The organism is Alistipes sp. (assembly GCF_048465635.1).
GTDB lineage: Bacteria > Bacteroidota > Bacteroidia > Bacteroidales > Rikenellaceae > Alistipes.
In genome coordinates this window covers 71,835-88,135 of sequence record NZ_DBFWLF010000005.1, presented here as the reverse complement: position 1 = coordinate 88,135, position 16,301 = coordinate 71,835, and the positions used below count along the sequence as shown (strand labels likewise).

General features: G+C 64.7%; 14 protein-coding genes and 2 riboswitches. Of the genes, 5 read left to right on the top strand and 9 right to left on the bottom strand.

Going from position 1 to position 16,301, the window contains the following annotated elements:
• Positions 1–2,226: an anaerobic ribonucleoside-triphosphate reductase gene (gene nrdD, locus ACMO9O_RS01320; RefSeq protein WP_418981824.1), complete on the bottom strand. Its 2,226-nt coding sequence runs from the start codon at positions 2,224–2,226 to the stop codon at positions 1–3.
• A gap of 157 nt (positions 2,227–2,383) precedes the next feature.
• Positions 2,384–2,582: riboswitch (cobalamin riboswitch) on the bottom strand.
• A gap of 210 nt (positions 2,583–2,792) precedes the next feature.
• On the opposite strand from nrdD, the gene ACMO9O_RS01315 reads away from it, so the two are divergent.
• Positions 2,793–4,502 carry a glycosyltransferase family 39 protein gene (locus tag ACMO9O_RS01315; RefSeq protein ID WP_418981823.1) on the top strand — a complete coding sequence of 570 codons (1,710 nt, stop codon included), beginning with the start codon at positions 2,793–2,795 and terminating at the stop codon, positions 4,500–4,502.
• On the top strand, positions 4,499–4,867 hold the full coding sequence (locus ACMO9O_RS01310; protein ID WP_418981822.1) for a GtrA family protein: 369 nt from the start codon (positions 4,499–4,501) through the stop codon (positions 4,865–4,867). The genes ACMO9O_RS01315 and ACMO9O_RS01310 overlap by 4 nt, the downstream gene beginning before the upstream one ends.
• Before the next feature lie 63 nt (positions 4,868–4,930).
• Here ACMO9O_RS01310 and ACMO9O_RS01305 read toward each other — a convergent pair whose 3' ends face one another.
• From ACMO9O_RS01305 to ACMO9O_RS01290, 4 genes are all read right to left on the bottom strand, one after another.
• Positions 4,931–5,656: a polyprenol monophosphomannose synthase gene (locus ACMO9O_RS01305; protein WP_418981821.1), complete on the bottom strand. Its 726-nt coding sequence runs from the start codon at positions 5,654–5,656 to the stop codon at positions 4,931–4,933.
• A gap of 97 nt (positions 5,657–5,753) precedes the next feature.
• A complete protein-coding gene (locus tag ACMO9O_RS01300; protein ID WP_418981820.1) occupies positions 5,754–7,805 on the bottom strand; it encodes a TonB-dependent receptor in 2,052 nt (683 codons plus the stop codon).
• Between the two features lie 4 nt (positions 7,806–7,809).
• The gene (locus ACMO9O_RS01295; RefSeq protein WP_418981819.1) at positions 7,810–8,727 is read right to left on the bottom strand and encodes a hypothetical protein; all 918 of its coding nucleotides are present in this window, start codon (positions 8,725–8,727) and stop codon (positions 7,810–7,812) included.
• A 5-nt stretch (positions 8,728–8,732) separates the two neighbouring features.
• Positions 8,733–9,770, bottom strand: coding sequence for a YncE family protein (locus ACMO9O_RS01290; protein WP_418981818.1), 1,038 nt, complete (start codon positions 9,768–9,770; stop codon positions 8,733–8,735).
• Between the two features lie 99 nt (positions 9,771–9,869).
• A riboswitch (cobalamin riboswitch) is annotated at positions 9,870–10,071 on the bottom strand.
• Positions 10,072–10,138: 67 nt separating this feature from the next.
• Here ACMO9O_RS01290 and ACMO9O_RS01285 point away from each other — a divergent pair.
• The 3 genes from ACMO9O_RS01285 to ACMO9O_RS01275 are packed head-to-tail and all read left to right on the top strand — an operon-like array spanning position 10,139 to position 14,160.
• Complete coding sequence (locus ACMO9O_RS01285) at positions 10,139–10,579, top strand: GNAT family N-acetyltransferase (RefSeq protein WP_418981817.1); 441 nt, start codon at positions 10,139–10,141, stop codon at positions 10,577–10,579.
• Positions 10,576–13,242, top strand: a complete 2,667-nt coding sequence (locus tag ACMO9O_RS01280; RefSeq protein WP_418981816.1) for an AsmA-like C-terminal region-containing protein — start codon at positions 10,576–10,578, stop codon at positions 13,240–13,242. Before ACMO9O_RS01285 ends, ACMO9O_RS01280 begins: the two co-directional genes overlap by 4 nt.
• A gap of 3 nt (positions 13,243–13,245) precedes the next feature.
• Positions 13,246–14,160, top strand: a complete 915-nt coding sequence (locus tag ACMO9O_RS01275) for a LysO family transporter (RefSeq protein WP_418981815.1) — start codon at positions 13,246–13,248, stop codon at positions 14,158–14,160.
• A 42-nt stretch (positions 14,161–14,202) separates the two neighbouring features.
• Here ACMO9O_RS01275 and ACMO9O_RS01270 read toward each other — a convergent pair whose 3' ends face one another.
• Genes ACMO9O_RS01270 through ACMO9O_RS01255 form a run of 4 tightly spaced genes read right to left on the bottom strand, consistent with a single transcriptional unit; the run spans position 14,203 to position 16,291 of the window.
• Complete coding sequence (locus ACMO9O_RS01270; RefSeq protein WP_418981814.1) at positions 14,203–14,487, bottom strand: winged helix-turn-helix domain-containing protein; 285 nt, start codon at positions 14,485–14,487, stop codon at positions 14,203–14,205.
• Positions 14,472–15,098 (bottom strand): hypothetical protein, encoded by a 627-nt coding sequence (locus tag ACMO9O_RS01265; protein ID WP_418981813.1) that lies wholly within the window; start codon positions 15,096–15,098, stop codon positions 14,472–14,474. Before ACMO9O_RS01265 ends, ACMO9O_RS01270 begins: the two co-directional genes overlap by 16 nt.
• The gene (locus tag ACMO9O_RS01260; protein WP_418981812.1) at positions 15,095–15,697 is read right to left on the bottom strand and encodes a hypothetical protein; all 603 of its coding nucleotides are present in this window, start codon (positions 15,695–15,697) and stop codon (positions 15,095–15,097) included. The genes ACMO9O_RS01265 and ACMO9O_RS01260 overlap by 4 nt, the downstream gene beginning before the upstream one ends.
• A 3-nt stretch (positions 15,698–15,700) precedes the next feature.
• On the bottom strand, positions 15,701–16,291 hold the full coding sequence (locus tag ACMO9O_RS01255; RefSeq protein ID WP_418981811.1) for a hypothetical protein: 591 nt from the start codon (positions 16,289–16,291) through the stop codon (positions 15,701–15,703).
• Positions 16,292–16,301: the final 10 nt, after the last annotated feature.

Here is a 16,301-nt window from a genome sequence, read left to right as displayed (position 1 = left end):
CTAAACCGCTTTCCGGTCCGCTTCTGCAAGGTTTGCTCCCGAGCGGTCCATTCCCGAGCGATCTGTTCCCGTAAGGTCCGTGCCGGTGTGCTCTGTCTGCGGGCGGTCGTCCCCGGTGCGTATCGTCTCTGCCGGCTTCATCCGTCCATAGTGACGCCGCGCCGCCTCCTGCTGGCGTGCCGCCGAGAAGTTCGAAACCCGCTTCATGTAGCCGATCACGCGCGTGAGGTAGTCCACGTTGTCGCTGTGGCAGTCGGGACACTCCTTCAGATAGCGTTTGTCGATGTGCCCGCAGGCGTTGCAGACTGTGTTGGGAATGTTGAACGTGAAGTAATTGCACCCCTCCTGCGCCGCCACGCGCAGCAGGTGGCGGTACTGCTCCTGCGTGAGATGATCCTCCAGATTGAGGTGCAGAGCCGAGCCGCCCGTCAGGTGCTCGATGTACTGGCGGCCGTGCAGGCGGAACTTGTCGATGACGTTCAGCGAGGGGTCCTCCACCACGTAGAAATAGGAGTTGTAGCAGTCGCGCGGCACGGCGTAGCCGTCCTCGCGGTCCCACTTGGCGTGCTTCACGCCCACGTTCTCCGCCGGGATCATCTCGCAGTTGAACATCAGCTCCTTCGAACGGTATTTTTTGTTGTACCGCTCCACCAGCCCCAGCACCTCCTGCACGAAAGCCGCGTAGCGCGGGTTGTCGTCGATCGGCATGCCCAGAAACTCGGCCGCCTCGACCAGCCCGTTGACGCCGACGGTGAGGTACTGGCGCGCGAGATTGATGTACCCGGCGTCGAACAGCGGCAGCATCCCATTGGCCTGCAGTTCTTTGAGGTTCTCGTTGTAGGCCGTCTGCACCTTGTGCACCAGATCGACGATCTCCTCGAGGAACGTCAGGTAGTGGACGTTGTTCTTCACGGCATACTGGATGCAGCGGTTGAGGTTGATCGTCAGCACGCTCTTCGATCCGGTCGAGACGCCGCCCGCGCCGAGCGTGTAGCTGAAGCCGTTGTCCTGAATTTCGTTGCGCAGGCGGCAGCACGACGAGAGCGAATCGGCGTTGTCGCTGATGTAGGTGAAGAACGAGTGCCCCTCGGCGTACATTTTGGCCGTGAAGTCGCCCCACTCGGCGTCCATCGCGTCGCCGTCGCGCGTGAGCAGCGCCATTGTCTCGACCGGGAAGGTGAGGACCGTGCGGGTGCGCTCGCGGTTGAACCAGGTCATGAAGCGTTTCTGCAGCCACGAGAGCGATTCCCAGCGGGGTTTCGATCCGTCGGGGAAGACGAACTCGCCGAAGAGCGATTCGAAATAGTAGCGGTCGTAGTAGGCCACGTTCCAGAACACGGCCTGGAAGTTGCGCGCACCGGTGGGCTGGTTGATCGAGTAGACGATCTGCTCGAAGCAGTCGGTGATGATCTTGTCCAGCGTGCGGCGCTTCCGCGAGAGGTCGACCACCTCGTCTGCGTGCAGGTAGTAATCCGCGCCGTACTCCTGTTCGATGAAGTAGTTCATGTACATCAGGAATTCGGGCGTGGCGCAGGCCCCCGAGAGCATCGACGAGACGATGAAGACCATGTTGACGAAGCCGCCGCAGAACGATTTGAGGTTGGTCGGCCGCGTCGAGTTGCCGCCGATGGAGAGCGTCCCGCCCAAGAGCCACGGATACATGGTGATCGAGGCGCAGTAGTTGGCCATCGACGTCTCGTCGTTCTTATAGATGAAGTGGTTTTTCAACAGGTGCAGATACTTGTCCGCAAGCTCTTTGCCGTACATCTCTTTGATGCGGTCGGTCAAGAGACGCCGGTTGAGGCGGATGAAGTTCTGCTTGGGAAGCTCGCCGATGAGCGTGGCGATGTTCTTGTTCTCGACGTTGGCGTTGGCGTCGTACTTCGACCCCGTGGCGGGGTTGGCCGCGTCGCAGTAGTTGATCAAAAACTCGAGCTTGTCGCGGTCCTCGCGGTCCTCGGTGTGCCGCTGGCGGTAGAGCATGTAGCTCTTGGCCACGGCGAAGTAGCGCTCGGCCATGAGCGCCACCTCGACCTGGTTCTGAATCTCCTCGACCGACATGCCGTCCGAGACCCTCACGCGGCTCAGTATGGCCATCAGGTCGTCGTCGGTGGCGTAGCCGCCCACCGAGAGAAAGGCCTTGCTCACGGCCCGTTTGATCTTCTCCACCGAGAAGGGTTTGCGCGTTCCGTCGCGCTTGACGATGCAGATTTCCGAAATTCCCATATCTTTGTGTATTAATATATCCGGTCCTGTCCGTCGTGGTTCCGGGGCGGCTGCGCCCCATCCGCCGCGACCCGGTGCGGTCGCGTGCGGTGAACCTTTGTCCGAAAAAGGTACGGTGTAAAATGCGTGTTTCCGGCGCCGCCTAAGTCCCGAGGACGTACGTCGTGTCCGGCAAGGCAGGTCTTCTGACTCGCTCCCGCTGCACGCCTTCCCGTCCCCCGGGGACAGTGGCTAAAAGAGTGTGCAGCTTCTCGACGGAGCTTACAGCTACGGGGATAGTTCCTGATTCGCACAGGATTCCCTTTTGATCCCGTGCCGGCAGCCGCCGGCGGGGAACCTCGCTTCGGGGACAAATGTAGCGACACTTCCCCGCTCCGGCAACTTTCGCCCGCTTTTTTCTTCAACAAATTGTGAACAGTGCAGCCCGAACGCTTCCCGGAGCGGCCGGCCCGCCGCGCCGTTTTTGTCCGGCGGAGGAGATTTCGTGCAGTTTTGCGGAAACCGGGGATGCGTAAAGTTTGCCTGCGCCGCACCCGGAACCGAGAAAATTTCCTACCTTTGTCCCGATGAACGTATCCGTGCGGAAGATATATGCCTCGTGGCGTCCCGACACGCTCGTAGCCGTCTGGCTCGGCGTGTGGTGGACAGTCAACCTCTTACAGGCGGGCTTTTCGGAGCTGGCTGACGATGAGGCCTACTACCACCTTTTCGCGCAGCACCTCGCCTGGGGCTATTTCGACCACCCACCCGTCACGGCCCTCCTGGTCTGGGCGGGCGAACACTTCTTCGGCGGCGAGCTGGGCGTGCGCTTCTGCTTCACGCTGCTGCAACCGCTCTACCTCTGGATTTTGTGGCGGTTGATCCGTCCGGCCGACACCTCGCGCGGAGACGCTTCGCTGTTCGTCGTGCTCTCGGCGGCGACGCTCATGTTGCAGCTCTACGGTTTTCTGGCCGTGCCCGACGGACCGCTGCTCTTCTCGTCGGCGATCTTCCTGTTGACTTTCAAATGGTTCTCCGAGCATCGGCGGGGTGCGTGGCTCTGGCTGGGCGCGGCGATGGCCCTGATGGCTTACAGCAAGTATCACGGGGCGCTGGTGGTACTCTTTGCGCTGGCGGCCAATGTGCGGCTTTTGAAGCGTCCGGGTCTCTATGCCGCCGGGGCGGTGGCCGCCGCGCTGTTAGTGCCCCATCTTTTGTGGCAGTACCACCACGGCTGGGCGTCGTTCGCCTACCACCTCGCGGGCCGGAACTCCGATTTCGAGGCGGGCTATATCCTCGAATATGTGTTGAACCTGCTGGTGGTCTTCAACCCCTTCTTCGTTCCGCTCTACGTGCAGGCCTGGCGGAAGGTGAAGCCGCAGACGGCCGTGGAGCGGGCGCTGAAGCTGCTGCCCGCGGCCTTCATCGGATTCTTCCTGCTCTCCTCGCTGCGCGGCTACGTGCAGCCCCAGTGGGTCATCGTCGCCGTCTTCGGGCTGCTCTATACGCTCTTCACCTACGCCCGCCGCCATCCCCGCACGCGCCGCTACCTGATGCGGACCGGAATCATCACCCTCGTGCTGGTGGCGCTCGTGCGCCTCGAAATGGCGTTCAATCCGCTGGGCATCCGCTTCCAGGTCTTCGACAACCCCGCCAGCTACGGGCGGATCGCCGAGGTGGCCGCCGGACGCCCCGTGCTCTTCAACCACCACTACGCTGAGGCGGCCAAATACGGCTTCTATACGGGCGGCGAGGCTTTCTGCCAGCCCGACATCGACTACCGCACGCACCAGTGGCAGTTCCGCGACGACGACGATCGTTTCGCGGGCCGCGAGGTGGTGGTGCAGACCTGGGAAGAGCTGTTGGCCGACACCACGCTCGCCGTGCGCTCCGTGCCGATGGCCAACGGCGACCGCTTCATCTTTATGATTGATCCGCACTTCCATCCGTTGCGCAAGGTCGGTATTGCGGTCGAAGGGCTGCCTGCGGAAGCGGCCCCGGGCGAGGAGCTGCAATTGGAGCTGCACCTGACGAATCCCTACCCCTACGACATTGCGGTCGACGGCGTTGTCGAACTGGCCGCGGTCTGGAAACACGGGCGGTTCCGCGTCGAGGAGTTCCCCCTCCCGGAACGCTTCACGATCCCGGCCGACGGTGAGACGACGCGCACGGTGCGCCTGACGGTCGACCAGCAACTCGCCGGGGAGACGTTCGACGTGGGCTTCACGCTGCGTCGCAAAGGCTATGCCCACTGGTTCAACGGCAAGCCGCAACCCGTAAAGGTCGCCGCACTATGATCGAGCAGTTCATCAAATTCTGCGTGGTGGGCGGATCGGGTGTCTTCGTCGATTTCGGCATCACCTACCTCTGCAAGGAGTGGCTGCGGCTGAACAAGTACATCGCCAACTCGGTGGGTTTCCTCTGCGCCTCGACCACCAACTACCTGCTCAACCGCATCTGGACCTTCGAGAACGACAGCCCCGACATCGCCTCGCAGTACCTACGGTTTCTGGGCATCGCCGCCGTCGGGCTGCTGATCAACAACCTGACGATCTACCTGCTGCACGGACGCTGGGGGTGGAACTTCTACTTCTCGAAGCTCTGCGCCATCGGAGTGGTCACCTTCTGGAACTTCTTCATGAACTACTTCTTCAACTTCTGAGCGTATTAAAAGACAGCGGCCCGGTCGAAACCGGGCCGCTGTCTTTTTCTGGAATCGCAACGCTTAGCCTCTGCGGGCCGGACGGATCTTTCGGAAGGGGAGTTTGAGCACCCCGAAGAACGCTTCGCCGAAGATGCCGCCCGACATCTTCGAAGCTCCCTCGCGCCGCTCGGTGAAGACGATCGACACCTCGCGCAGCTTCATGCCGAGCTTCCACGCCGAATATTTCATCTCGATCTGGAATCCGTACCCTTTCATCCTGACGGCGCCGAGGTCGATCGTCTCCAGCGCCCGGCGCGAGTAGCAGACGAATCCGGCGGTGGCGTCGCGCAGGGGCATGCGCGTGACGATGCGCACATACATCGAGGCGAAGTAGGACATCAGCAGGCGCGACATGGGCCAGTTGACCACGTTCACCCCCTCGACGTAGCGCGAGCCCACCACCACGTCGTACCCCTCGGTCGCGGCGGCGTACAACTGGACCAGATCATCGGGGTTGTGCGAGAAGTCGCAGTCCATCTCGCAAATGTAGTCGTAGCCGTTGTCCAGCCCCCAGCGGAACCCCGCCAGGTAGGCGGTCCCCAGTCCCAGCTTGCCGCTGCGCTCCAGCAGGTGCAGCCGCCCGGCGAACTCGGGCTGCCGCTGCCGGACGATGGCGGCCGTGCCGTCGGGCGAGCCGTCGTCGATGACCAGCAGATCGAACGCCTCCGCGAGCGAGAAGACCTTGTCGATCATTTTGGAAATATTCTCCTTTTCGTTGTAGGTGGGGATAATGACCAGTTTTCGCATGTCTTTTGGGTGTTGACCCTACAAAAGTAATATTATTTTGCGAAAATGTGCCGGTTGCGCCGATTTTCCGCACCCGGCCGTCTCCGTTCGCGCCGGGTCACCGGCGGCGGAATCGGGGTGTGATGCCGAGGAAGAACGCGCAGTTGAGCCGCGGCATCGGGCGCGAGAGGACCGATTCGTACTCCTCGTTCAAGAGGTTGTAGATGCACCCCTTGAGCGAAAATGTTGCCCAGCGGCATGCGACGCTCCGCTCGAGCGCGAGGTCGCTCATGTAGTAGGGCTTCACCACCCCCAGCGTCCCTTTGGCGTTGTCTGACATGGTGAAGCGCTGGCTGTACCACGACCACTTGTAGCTGAGCGTCCACGCGCGCCACCGCAGCCGCGCCGTGAAAGCCGCCGACCAGACGGGAATATAGGGCAGCTGCCTGCCTACCGATTCGTCGGCTGGGGTGAATTTTTCGCCCCGGTTGACCGAGCGCGTCCAGGCGGCGTTGCCGTCGAAGAGCAGCTGCCAGTCGCGTCCCATGCGGGCGTCGGCCGCCAGTTTCAGCTCCACACCGTAGCTGTGTACCTTTTTGATATTGAGGGGGGTGTAAATGCCGCTCTTGGCGCTGCCGATCCAGAGAATCCAGTCGTCGATCTCCGAGTTGAAAAAGGTCGCCGATCCGCGCAGCGTGCGGCGCGGCCCCTCGACGGCGAACTCGGCCCCCGCATCGGCCGTCCACCCCTTTTCGGGGCGCAGGTCGCGGTTGCCGCCCGGGCGGAAGTAGAGGTCGTTGAGCGTAGGGTAGCGGAAGTTGCGCGCCGCGGAGGCTTTCAGCGTCACCTTGCCGCGCCGGGCGAGCAGGTAGTCGACGAACAGGGCCGGGATTGGCTCCGAGGCCCGGTCGCCGTAAAGCTCCCACCTAAGGTCGGCGGCCACGCCCAGCCGCGGCAGGGGGCGCCACCGCGCGGCGGCGAAGAGCGACAGTTCGAAGCGCTGTTCGTTGTAGAGCGTGTCGGCGCGCAGGCCCGACGTGGCGTTGATGTCCACGTCGCCCGTGCGAACCAGGTGCTGATAGGCCGTGGCGCTCGCCGTAAAGAGCCATTTTTCCCCGGCGGCGTACTCCGCTTCGGCCTGGGCGAAGAGGGTGTGCAGCGTGCTGCGCGCGTCGGTCATCGGGCGCAGCTCGCCCTTGCCCTCGGGGTCGTGCAGACGGCGGTAGCGCAGCGAAGTGTAGGTATACCCCCCGCGGGCGGAGAGTTTCAGCCCGCCGCGCAGCCGCTCCCAGCCCGCCACGGCGCGCAGCGTCCGTTCGTCCTGCTCCTCCTTTTTCTGCTTGGCCGCGTTGTGGTCGGCCGAGGTCATCGGAAGCCCGCGGTGCGAGTCGAGATACCACGCCGAGAGCGAGATGCGTCCCCCTTTGGCGCCCGTATGGTAAAGCTCCTGCATCAGGTGCAGGTCGCGGAAGCCGCCGTTGCGGTTGCGTTCGAGCGGTACGTAGCGGTCGACGATGTTGCCGTCGCCGTCCGTGACGAGCGTCTTGGAGTTGTAGTTGTGGAAGCGGAAGTCGTTGCGCGAGGTGCTGTAAAGCACCCGCGTGGAGGAGGACCAGCGCTCGCCGCCGTAATCGAGCCGCAGAAACTCGTCGAAAGTGGTGAACGACCCGACCCCTTGCACGAAGCGCAGGCCCAGCCCCTTGTCCGGCAGTGGCCGGGTGTCCAGCGCCACCGCACCGCCCAGACCGCCCCCGGTGACACCCACCGAGCTGGCCCCGTGGTAGAGCGTCGCGTCGTCGACCAGGTAGGCCGGGATCAGCGAGAAATCGACCTGCCCGAGCATCGGGGAGTTGACCTTCATGCCGTTCCACGTCACCTGCGTGTGCGAGGGGGCCGTGCCGCGGAACGAGGCCGTGGCGAGCGTGGCGCGCCCGTAGGATTTGATGAAAAGGGTCGAACCGCTGCCTAGCACGTCGGCCAGCGATGAGGTGATCGTCTCGCGCAGCACCAGACTGTCGATCACCGTGCGCTGCACGCCGATCTCCTTCATCGGGCGGCGGCCCGTGATGTCCACGCGCTCGATCTCCACCGTCCGCGACACGCTGTCGCGCTGGGCCGCGGCAGGGGCGGCGCAGACGACGGTCAGCAGGAGCAGGACGCAGCGGCGCATGGCTTTATTCGGCGGTCGTTACGGTGCGGTAACAGCCGATGGCGCACACCTCGGTCGACAGCTCGCCGATGCGGGTGCGCCAGTCGTTGATGCCTGTCTGCACCCGGATGAAGTCGATCTGCGTGAGGTTGGCCGGCGAGCCGTCGGCGGTCACGGCGTCTTCGATGCGGAAGCGGTTGGCCGCCCCCTGCCGGTCGATCGAGGAGTAGTTGTCGGCATAACCCCAGGCGAACGGCTGCGCGATCCACGCCGTCACGGGCCGTCCCTGATCGTCGACCTCGCCCTCCGCGATGTTGTTCGGCAGGCGCGTCCCCCGGAAGGTCAGCTCCGCGGCGTCGACCCACGCCGGATAGTAGGCTTGCGTATGCTCGCCGATGCGGCCGATCTCGCCCGCCGAGGTCGCGCCCTCGCCGTCGACGGCCGTCCAGGCGACGGGGTCGCCGTCGGCGGACGGCCTGCGGTAGGTGATCCGGTAGTTGCGGTCCGCGGCGGCGAATTCGCTGCCTTTGAGTTCGTACCACGTCTCGCCGGCGGGCGAGCCGTCGCCGTCGGTGTCCTGCGCCACATAGACCACGCCCGGTTCGGAAGAGGTCGTCATTTGGTTGCCCGCCACGTAAAGCTCGTAATCGCCCGTGGCGGGAACCGGAGCGGCGAATGCCGCGACGATATAGCCGCCCCAGCCGCCGAGCGAGACGTAGGCGCCCTCGTTCAGGCGGCGCTGGGCGTAGGCGCAGGCGGCCTGGGGCGTGTCCTCGCCCGCAAAGCCGCTCAGGGCGTTGCGTTCGTTGATGAACTGCCCCGGAGCGGGGGTGTACTCCACGATTCGCGCGACGGGTTCCGCGATGCGCGTCGTAGTGATCTGTTCGTCGGAGTTGCACGCCGCAGCAAGGAGCGGCAGGAGCAGAAAGGCGTATTTTTTCATGGTTTTCAGGGTGTGAAGCAGAATGATCCGGGAGTGATGCCCACGCGCAGCGTGTCGACGGGCACGCCCCGCGGGGTGAAACGGTAGACCGCGGCGTGCTGCACGTAGTCGATGGCGTCGGCCACGTAGACCTCCGAGGTGAGCGGATCTACCCCCACGCCGTAGTAGAGCGTCCCGGCGTAGGGAAGGAACGGCGCGGCGGGCAGCGACTCGTCGTCGGTGCGCATGCGCCAGATGTCGCGTGCGATGAAGTAGAGTGTGTCGCGCGTGCCGTTGAGGGCCAGCTGCCGCGGCTGCATCCCCGCCGGAAGCGGGTAGATGCGCTCGATGCGCCGTGTCGAGGCGTCGATGCGCCGCAGCTCGGGCGACTCGTTCCCGTCGCCCTCGGAGAGGGTCCAGAGTTTGCCCCTCCGGTCCACGGCCAGCGAGACGGGCTGCCAGCCCACTTCGATCGAGTCGACGAGGCGGTCGCGGCGGGTGTCGATCACCAGCAGTTTGCGGTCGTAGGACCAGCAGTTGACGAACACCTCGTCGCCCCACTGGACCAGCTGCTCGGTCGAGCGGTGGCCGTTGGTGGGGATGCGGCGGCGGATGCGGTTGTTGCGGGTGTCGATGACGGCGATATGCGGGTCGTAGAGGTCCGTCAGGTAGGCCGTGGTGTCGTTGACGAAGTGGAGGTAGCGGGGCGAGACGACCCCCTCGATCAGCCCCGTGACGCGGAACGTGCGGGTGTCGATGACGTAGACCACGCCCGAGTTGTTGACCACCACGTAGCCCTTGCCGTCGCGGACGGTCATCGACTGGGCCACGTCGCCCAGCTTCATGCCGTTGGCGCGCAGGAAGACCTCGTTTTCGACCCGCCGCGCGGCAGGGTCGTAGTAGGAGAGGGTGGCGTTGTCGGAGGTGAAGTTGCCCTCGCAGGTGATGAACAGCCCCCGTCCGCTCACGGCGAACGGCTCCTCCTCCAGCGGACCGTAGTCCATGCAGGAGCCGCACAGCAGCGCGGCCAGGCCGAGGGCGGTATGTAGGAGGCGGTGCTTCATCGTCCGTTCTCATTGCGGAACGGGCGGAACACGTCGAGGGGTTGTTCGTGGAGAGCGCTTTCGACTTGTCGCCACCCCATTCTCCGCAGGGTGTTTGCGTTTTTTTCGGATCGCAGCGGCAGGTCTTCTGACTCGTTACCGTCCCGGCGCCTTCCCGTCCCGATGCGGACAGTGGCCAACGTATGCCGGAACCTCATTTGTAACTCACAGCAGCGGGAACTGTTGCCGATTCGCACGGCATTCCCTTTTGATCCCCTGCGTCCCTGCGGACGCGTCGGGAACCGATGCGGTGCAAAAGTAATCTTTTTTCGGCAGATCGCCGCAGGTTCGGGCAAAAAAGAGTAACTTTGTGGCGTAATTTACCGTCCATGTCCGTTTACATCCAAAGGGAGACCCGCGTGTGCGAAGCGCTTGCGGAGGCGTTCGCCCGCCTGATGCCGCAGCTCTCGCCGCGGCTTGGAGCGCCTGCGCCCGAGGTGCTGGAGCGGATTGTCTTCAGCCCGTGCTCCGCGCTCTTTACCGCGCGGATCGGGGAGCGGATCGCCGGGGTGCTGACCCTGGTGTGGTACGACGCTCCGTCGGGCCGCAAGGCGTGGATCGAGGACGTGGCGGTCGATGCGGCGCTGCGCGGCCGCGGGGCGGGCGAGGCGCTGGTGCGGGCGGCGCTCGGGCACGCCGTGCAGATCGGCGCGGAGCGGGTGATGCTGACCTCCTCGCCCCGGCGGGAAGCGGCGCGGGCGCTCTACCGGAAAGTCGGATTCAAGGAGGCGGAAACTTCGGTTTTCGTCTGCAAAACAGATAAGGAATGAAAAAAATCGTAAAGATCGCGGCCATCGTGGTTGCGCTCGTGTTGGTCGCGGCGCTGGTGGTCCCGGCCCTGTTCCGCGGCAAGATCGAGCAGATCGTCAAGCGGGAAGCCAACGAGATGCTCACGGCGCGTCTGGATTTCGACAGGCTGTCGATCAGCCTGCTGCGTCACTTCCCCAACGCGTCGGTCGACCTGAAGGGGCTGACGCTGGTGGGTGCGGAGCCTTTTGCGGGCGACACGATCGTCGCCGCGAAGCGGATCTCGGTGGTGGTCGATCTGCTGTCGCTCTTCGGCGACGGCGGTCTCATCGTCCGCAAGATCGTGCTGGCCGCCCCGGCGGTGCATGCGCACAAGCTCCCCGACGGACGGGTCAACTGGGACGTGATGAAGCCCTCCGAAACGGTCGCCGCCGAGCAGGAGGCGTCCGTAGAGCCCTCCTCGTTCCGCCTCTCGGTGCGCGACTTCCGCCTTTCGGACGCCGCGGTCCGTTATGAGGACGACTCGACGGGGATGCGGTTTTCGACTGCCCCCGCGTCGCTGCGCCTGCGGGGCGACCTGTCGGCCGAGAGGACCGATCTGGCGCTCAAACTCTCGTCCGCCGGCATGCGGCTCGTCTCGGGCGGCGTGCCCCTCTTGAGCGGCGCCGAGGCGGAGTTCGACGCGGTGATCGCCGCCGACCTGGCGCAGAAGCGCTTCACCTTCTCCGACAACCGCCTGCGCCTGAACGCCATCGAAGTGAAGCTCGACGGCTGGGTCGAGCTGGACGACGATGCCGTGAAGATGGATATCAAGGCGGGGAGCGACCGCGTGCAGTTCAAGGACGTGCTGTCGCTCGTTCCGGCGTTCTACACGCGCGAGTTCCGCAACCTGGCCGCCGGGGGCGAGCTTTCGCTGAGCCTCTGGGCGCGCGGCGAGATGCGGGGCGCGGAGCTTCCGGCTTTCGAGCTGAAGACCGAGGTGCGCGACGGCAGCTTCCAGTATTCGTCGCTGCCCAAGGCGGTGACGGGCATCAACATCGCGGCCCGCGTGGCCAATCCGGGCGGGGTGATGGACAAGACCGAAGTGGACCTCTCGAAGTTCACCTTGCAGATGGCCGGGAACTCGCTCTCGGCGGCACTCTACGCCACCAATCTGGCCAGCGATCCGGTGTTCCGCGGTTCGGTCGACGGCCGTGTCGACCTGGGGGCCGTCAAAGAGGTCTATCCGCTGGAAAAGGGGACGAAACTGGGCGGACAGATCGCGGCCGACGTGAAACTCTCGGGCCGCATGTCCGATGTCGACCAGAAACGCTACGATCGGATGGGCGCTGCCGGGACGTTCGTCGTGGAGGGGCTGGCGCTCACGCTGCCCGACCTTCCGGAGGTGCACATCCGCCGCGCCGCGGCCACGATCACGCCCGAGACGATGACCCTGGGCGACTTCGGGGCGACGATCGGTCGGAGCGATCTTGCGGCCAACGGCCAGCTGACGGGCTATCTGGGCTACCTGCTGCGGGGCGACCGCCTCGCCGGACGGCTCTACGTGAAGTCCGACCTGCTGGATCTGAACGAGATCATGGACGCGCTGCCGACCTCGGCCGAGACGCCTGCCGAAGAGACCGCCGAGCCTGCCACGCCGACGAAGGCGCTCGAAGTGCCGCGCAACCTCGACCTCACGCTGGTAACTGAGCTGCACAAGATACTCTTCCAGAAGATGACCTTGACGGACCTTGCGGGCGAAATGGGCGTGGACGAGGGGGTATTGGCCCTCCGCAAGCTCAGGATGCAGCTCTTCGGGGGCCGTGCCTCGGCGTCGGGCAGCTACTCGACGGCGGCCGATCCCGCGCGTCCCGAACTCAAACTCGCGGCCGACATCGCCGGAGCCTCTTTCTCGAAGACCTTCGAGGAGCTGGACCTGGTGCAGAAACTCGTGCCGCTCTTCGCCAAGACGGGCGGCGACTATTCGCTCTCGCTCTCGCTTACCACGCCGCTCGACGCCTCGATGTCGCCCGTCCTGCAGGCGCTCGACGCTTCGGGCGAAATCCGCTCCGAAAATATCCAAGTGCAGAATATCGAGGCGTTCGATGCGCTGGCCAAGGCGCTGGGCGACGACCGGCTGCGCCGCATCGAAGCCAAAGACGTTGCGATCCGCTTCACGATCCGCGATGGACGCATCACCACGCAGCCGTTCGACCTGAGGCTGGGCGACATCAAGCTGAACCTGTCGGGTTCGACGGGTCTCGACCAGTCGATCGACTATACGGCCAAAGTGGCCCTGCCGGGCGCTGCGGGCGGGGTGCTCCAGTCGATCAGCGTCGGCATCGGCGGCACGTTCTCCGCGCCCAAGATCACCCTCGGGGTGAAGGAGGCCGCCCAGGAGGCCGTGAAGAACGTTATCGATCAGAAGATCCAGGAGCTTACCGGCAGCGCCTCGCTCTCGGAGGAGGTGCAGAAGCAGGCCGAACGCCTGCGCACGGAGGCGCGCAATGCGGGCGACAAGCTCGTCGAAGCGGCCCGCACGCAGCGGGACAAGCTCGTCGAGGGGGCCTCGTCGAAAGGCCCGCTGGCCAAGCTGGCCGCCGAAAAGGCAGGCGACAAACTGGTCGAGGAGGCTGAAAAACAGGCCGCGCGGCTGGTCGAGGAGGCCGACCGGCAGATCGAGAAACTCTCGGCCCAAAAAGAGTAGGGCGTGCTGCTGCTTTTCGCCATCCTCCTTTCGGGTATCGTAACGGGACGCCTGCTTTGGGGCAGGCGTCTTCGTTTCGTGCCGCGGCTGATTACCGGGATCATCCGGGTGCTGCTGTTCCTGCTGGGCGTCGAGGTAGGCGCGGACCCGGCCATCGTCGGGGGCCTTTTCACGCTGGGGCGGACGGCGTTCGTGCTCTTCGCCTTCTCCGTGGCGGGGAGCATCGCCTCGGCGTGGCTGCTCGGACGGTGGGTCCGCGGGAACTGTCCGGCAGATGCCGCTCGGGACGGAGAGCGCGTTCCGCTCTGGCGGACGCTGCGGGGGAGCCTCGTGATCGTGGCGCTGTTCGCTGCGGGCTGCGTGGCCGGCGGGCTGTTCGTCGTGCCCTGCGATCCCGCCTCTTCGCGGCTGAGCACGTGGGTGCTCTATGCGCTAATGTTCACGGTCGGGGTCTCGCTGGGCAACGACCGCACCCTCGCGGGGGAGATTCGGCGGCTCGATCCCCGGCTGGCGCTGCTCCCTGCGGTCACGGCCGTCGGGACGCTCGCGGGTGCGGCGCTGGCGGCGCGGTTCGTCGCACCGTGGGGGCTGACCGACTCGCTGGCCGTGGGCGCGGGGTTCGGCTACTACTCGCTCTCGGGGATCTTCATCTCCGACCTGCGCAGCGCCGAACTGGGAACGGTGGCGCTGCTGTGCAACATCCTGCGTGAACTGTTCACGCTCGTCGCCGCTCCGCTGGTCGCCCGGTGGGCGGGACCGCTGGCCGCCGTGTCGATCGGCGGGGCGACCTCGTTCGACACCACGCTGCCCGTCATCACGTGCGCCGCGGGACGGCCCTACGCCGTGGTCGCGGTCTTCCACGGCTGCGCGCTCGATCTGAGCGTCCCGTTTCTGGTGACGCTCTTCTGCATGCTCTGAGCCGTCCTCTTTGGGCGAAAACCCCGCCGGAAGAGGCGGGGTCTATCGTTTGATGTAGGTCTGAAGCGCCGCGACGTACTCCGAGAAGGCCTCGCGTCCTGGGTCGGTGATGCGGCAGACCGTGCAGGGCATCTTCCCGCGGAAGGTCTTTTCGATGGTGATGTAACCCGCTTTGGAGAGCTTGTCCAGCTGCACGGAGAGGTTCCCCGCCGTGGCCCCGGTCTGTTCGCGGATGAATACGAAGTCGGCGCTTTCGACCCCGATGAGGATCGAAACCACGGCCAGACGCAGCTCGGAGTGCAGCAGCGGATTCAGCTCCTTGAACATTGCTTGCGGGTTATGTGGCTGAGAATAAGCCCCGGGAAGATCAGCAGCACGACGCCGTAAACAGCCAAAAAGAGCATCCACGTGCCCGATGCGGCATCGAACGGCTCGCGGTAGGTGACGGTAAATGAGGTGATCAGCCCGAACAGTCCGAGCATATTCAGCCCGACGAACGAACCCGACTGCCGGCTCCCCTTGCCGCGGTAAAATTCCGAGGTGATCATGACCGAAAGCGATAGCAGCACCTGCGTCAGCCCGACCGGATTGACGATGCTGTCCGGCTGGGTGAGGGCGTAGACGAACGAACTGCCGGCGACCATGGCGGGAAGCCCCCACACAAGGATCAGCAGGTTGTCGAACCCGGTCCTTGCGATCGAACGGCGGCGGGCGTTGTGCGCCGAGAAGATGTAGCCGCAGATGATCGGTACGAGCCACGTCCAGAGCACCTGCATGCTCCCCGTCCAGCGCAGCAGCGCGTATTCGGCCAGCGCGGTGAGGGTCAGCAGCGCGCCCCAGAAGACGAACAGGCTGCCCCGCACATAATTCGTACGGTGCATGTTGCTCGCAGCGACGCCGGCCAGCGCCTCCTCTTCCGAAAGGTTGCGTTCGTTCATCGCTTCCGGTTTTTCAGACGGTTCGACTGGTAGTTGAAGATATGCCCGGGAATGACCATCATCACCACGAACGCCGCGGCGAAGGCCAGACAGGCGTCCATGCCCTCGGTCAGCAGGCAGATCGGCGCCAGCAGGATGGCCGAGAGAAGCCCGGCGAGGGTGTAGCCGCGGAAGCGGATAATCAGCCCCGTGAGCGCCGTGCCCAACCCCATGAGCAGCACCATGAGGTAGAGGATCGGGATGTGCGTGACGATCGAGAGCATCGACTGGAGGAAGCCCACGATGCCGAAGGTGATCCAGATGTAGCCGACGATCCGGTCGACATAGCTCGTCACCGCCCTTTTCGGGGCTTGCCGGGCGATCCATCCCCAGCAGGCGAGGCCCGCGGCGGGGATGGCGAACCAGAGAAACTGCCACCGGTAGTCGCCCGTCCGCTCGAACGCGAACCATACGGCCAGCGAGGAGAGCACCGTGACGTACCCCATCACCAGAAAGGGCGTACCCATGTTGCGGATGACCCGCTCGCGCGTGTCGTCGATCATCCGCAAGATCAGTGAGAGGCTCTGCCGCTCGTCGAATCCCTGTTTTTCGTGCTCCATGACTTAACGGGTATGGTTGGACTGGTAGTTGAGAATGTGCCCCGGGACGATCATCATCACCACGAATGCCGCGATGAACAGCAGGACGCTCGGCGTAGTTCGGGTGACGGCCAGCAGGACGGGGGCCAGCAGCAGGCCGATGAAGCCTCCGACAATGGACGGGATGAAGCGGGTGACCAGCCCCGTGAGGGCGGTTCCGATACTCATAAGCAGCACGATCAGAAAGAGCATCGGCGGCCGCACCACGGCCAGCATCGAGAGCGTCGCGGTCAGAAAGGCGGCCAGCCCGATCACCATCCACACCTGGTCGATCACGCCGTCCACGAAGGTCCGCACCGACCCCTTAGCGTCGCGCGGCCGCGTGAGGTACATTCCCAGGCTGCCCGTCACGGGCAGTCCGAACCAGAGCCAGTTCCAGCGCGGATCGCCGAAGTGGAGCACCGCGGCCCAGACCAGCAGTGTGAAGACGACGGTCGTATAACCCCATACGAGGTAGGGGCGGCCCGCGTTGCGGACCATGCGGTTGCGCGTGTTTTCGATCATGCGGCCGATCAGCGCCAGGCTCTCGGCGGCGTCGAGTTTTCTCTCTTCCATAGGGACGGAT

Bases quoted from the DNA above. Each gene is read 5' to 3' on its own strand.
- ACMO9O_RS01265 (WP_418981813.1), bottom strand. From the start codon at position 15,098: ATGAACGAACGCAACCTTTCGGAAGAGGAGGCGCTGGCCGGCGTCGCT.
- ACMO9O_RS01305 (WP_418981821.1), bottom strand. From the start codon at position 5,656: ATGCGAAAACTGGTCATTATCCCCACCTACAACGAAAAGGAGAATATT.
- nrdD (WP_418981824.1), bottom strand. From the start codon at position 2,226: ATGGGAATTTCGGAAATCTGCATCGTCAAGCGCGACGGAACGCGCAAA.
- ACMO9O_RS01315 (WP_418981823.1), top strand. From the start codon at position 2,793: ATGAACGTATCCGTGCGGAAGATATATGCCTCGTGGCGTCCCGACACG.
- ACMO9O_RS01280 (WP_418981816.1), top strand. From the start codon at position 10,576: ATGAAAAAAATCGTAAAGATCGCGGCCATCGTGGTTGCGCTCGTGTTG.
- ACMO9O_RS01300 (WP_418981820.1), bottom strand. From the start codon at position 7,805: ATGCGCCGCTGCGTCCTGCTCCTGCTGACCGTCGTCTGCGCCGCCCCT.
- ACMO9O_RS01290 (WP_418981818.1), bottom strand. From the start codon at position 9,770: ATGAAGCACCGCCTCCTACATACCGCCCTCGGCCTGGCCGCGCTGCTG.
- ACMO9O_RS01270 (WP_418981814.1), bottom strand. From the start codon at position 14,487: ATGTTCAAGGAGCTGAATCCGCTGCTGCACTCCGAGCTGCGTCTGGCC.
- ACMO9O_RS01255 (WP_418981811.1), bottom strand. From the start codon at position 16,291: ATGGAAGAGAGAAAACTCGACGCCGCCGAGAGCCTGGCGCTGATCGGC.
- ACMO9O_RS01260 (WP_418981812.1), bottom strand. From the start codon at position 15,697: ATGGAGCACGAAAAACAGGGATTCGACGAGCGGCAGAGCCTCTCACTG.
- ACMO9O_RS01310 (WP_418981822.1), top strand. From the start codon at position 4,499: ATGATCGAGCAGTTCATCAAATTCTGCGTGGTGGGCGGATCGGGTGTC.
- ACMO9O_RS01295 (WP_418981819.1), bottom strand. From the start codon at position 8,727: ATGAAAAAATACGCCTTTCTGCTCCTGCCGCTCCTTGCTGCGGCGTGC.
- ACMO9O_RS01285 (WP_418981817.1), top strand. From the start codon at position 10,139: ATGTCCGTTTACATCCAAAGGGAGACCCGCGTGTGCGAAGCGCTTGCG.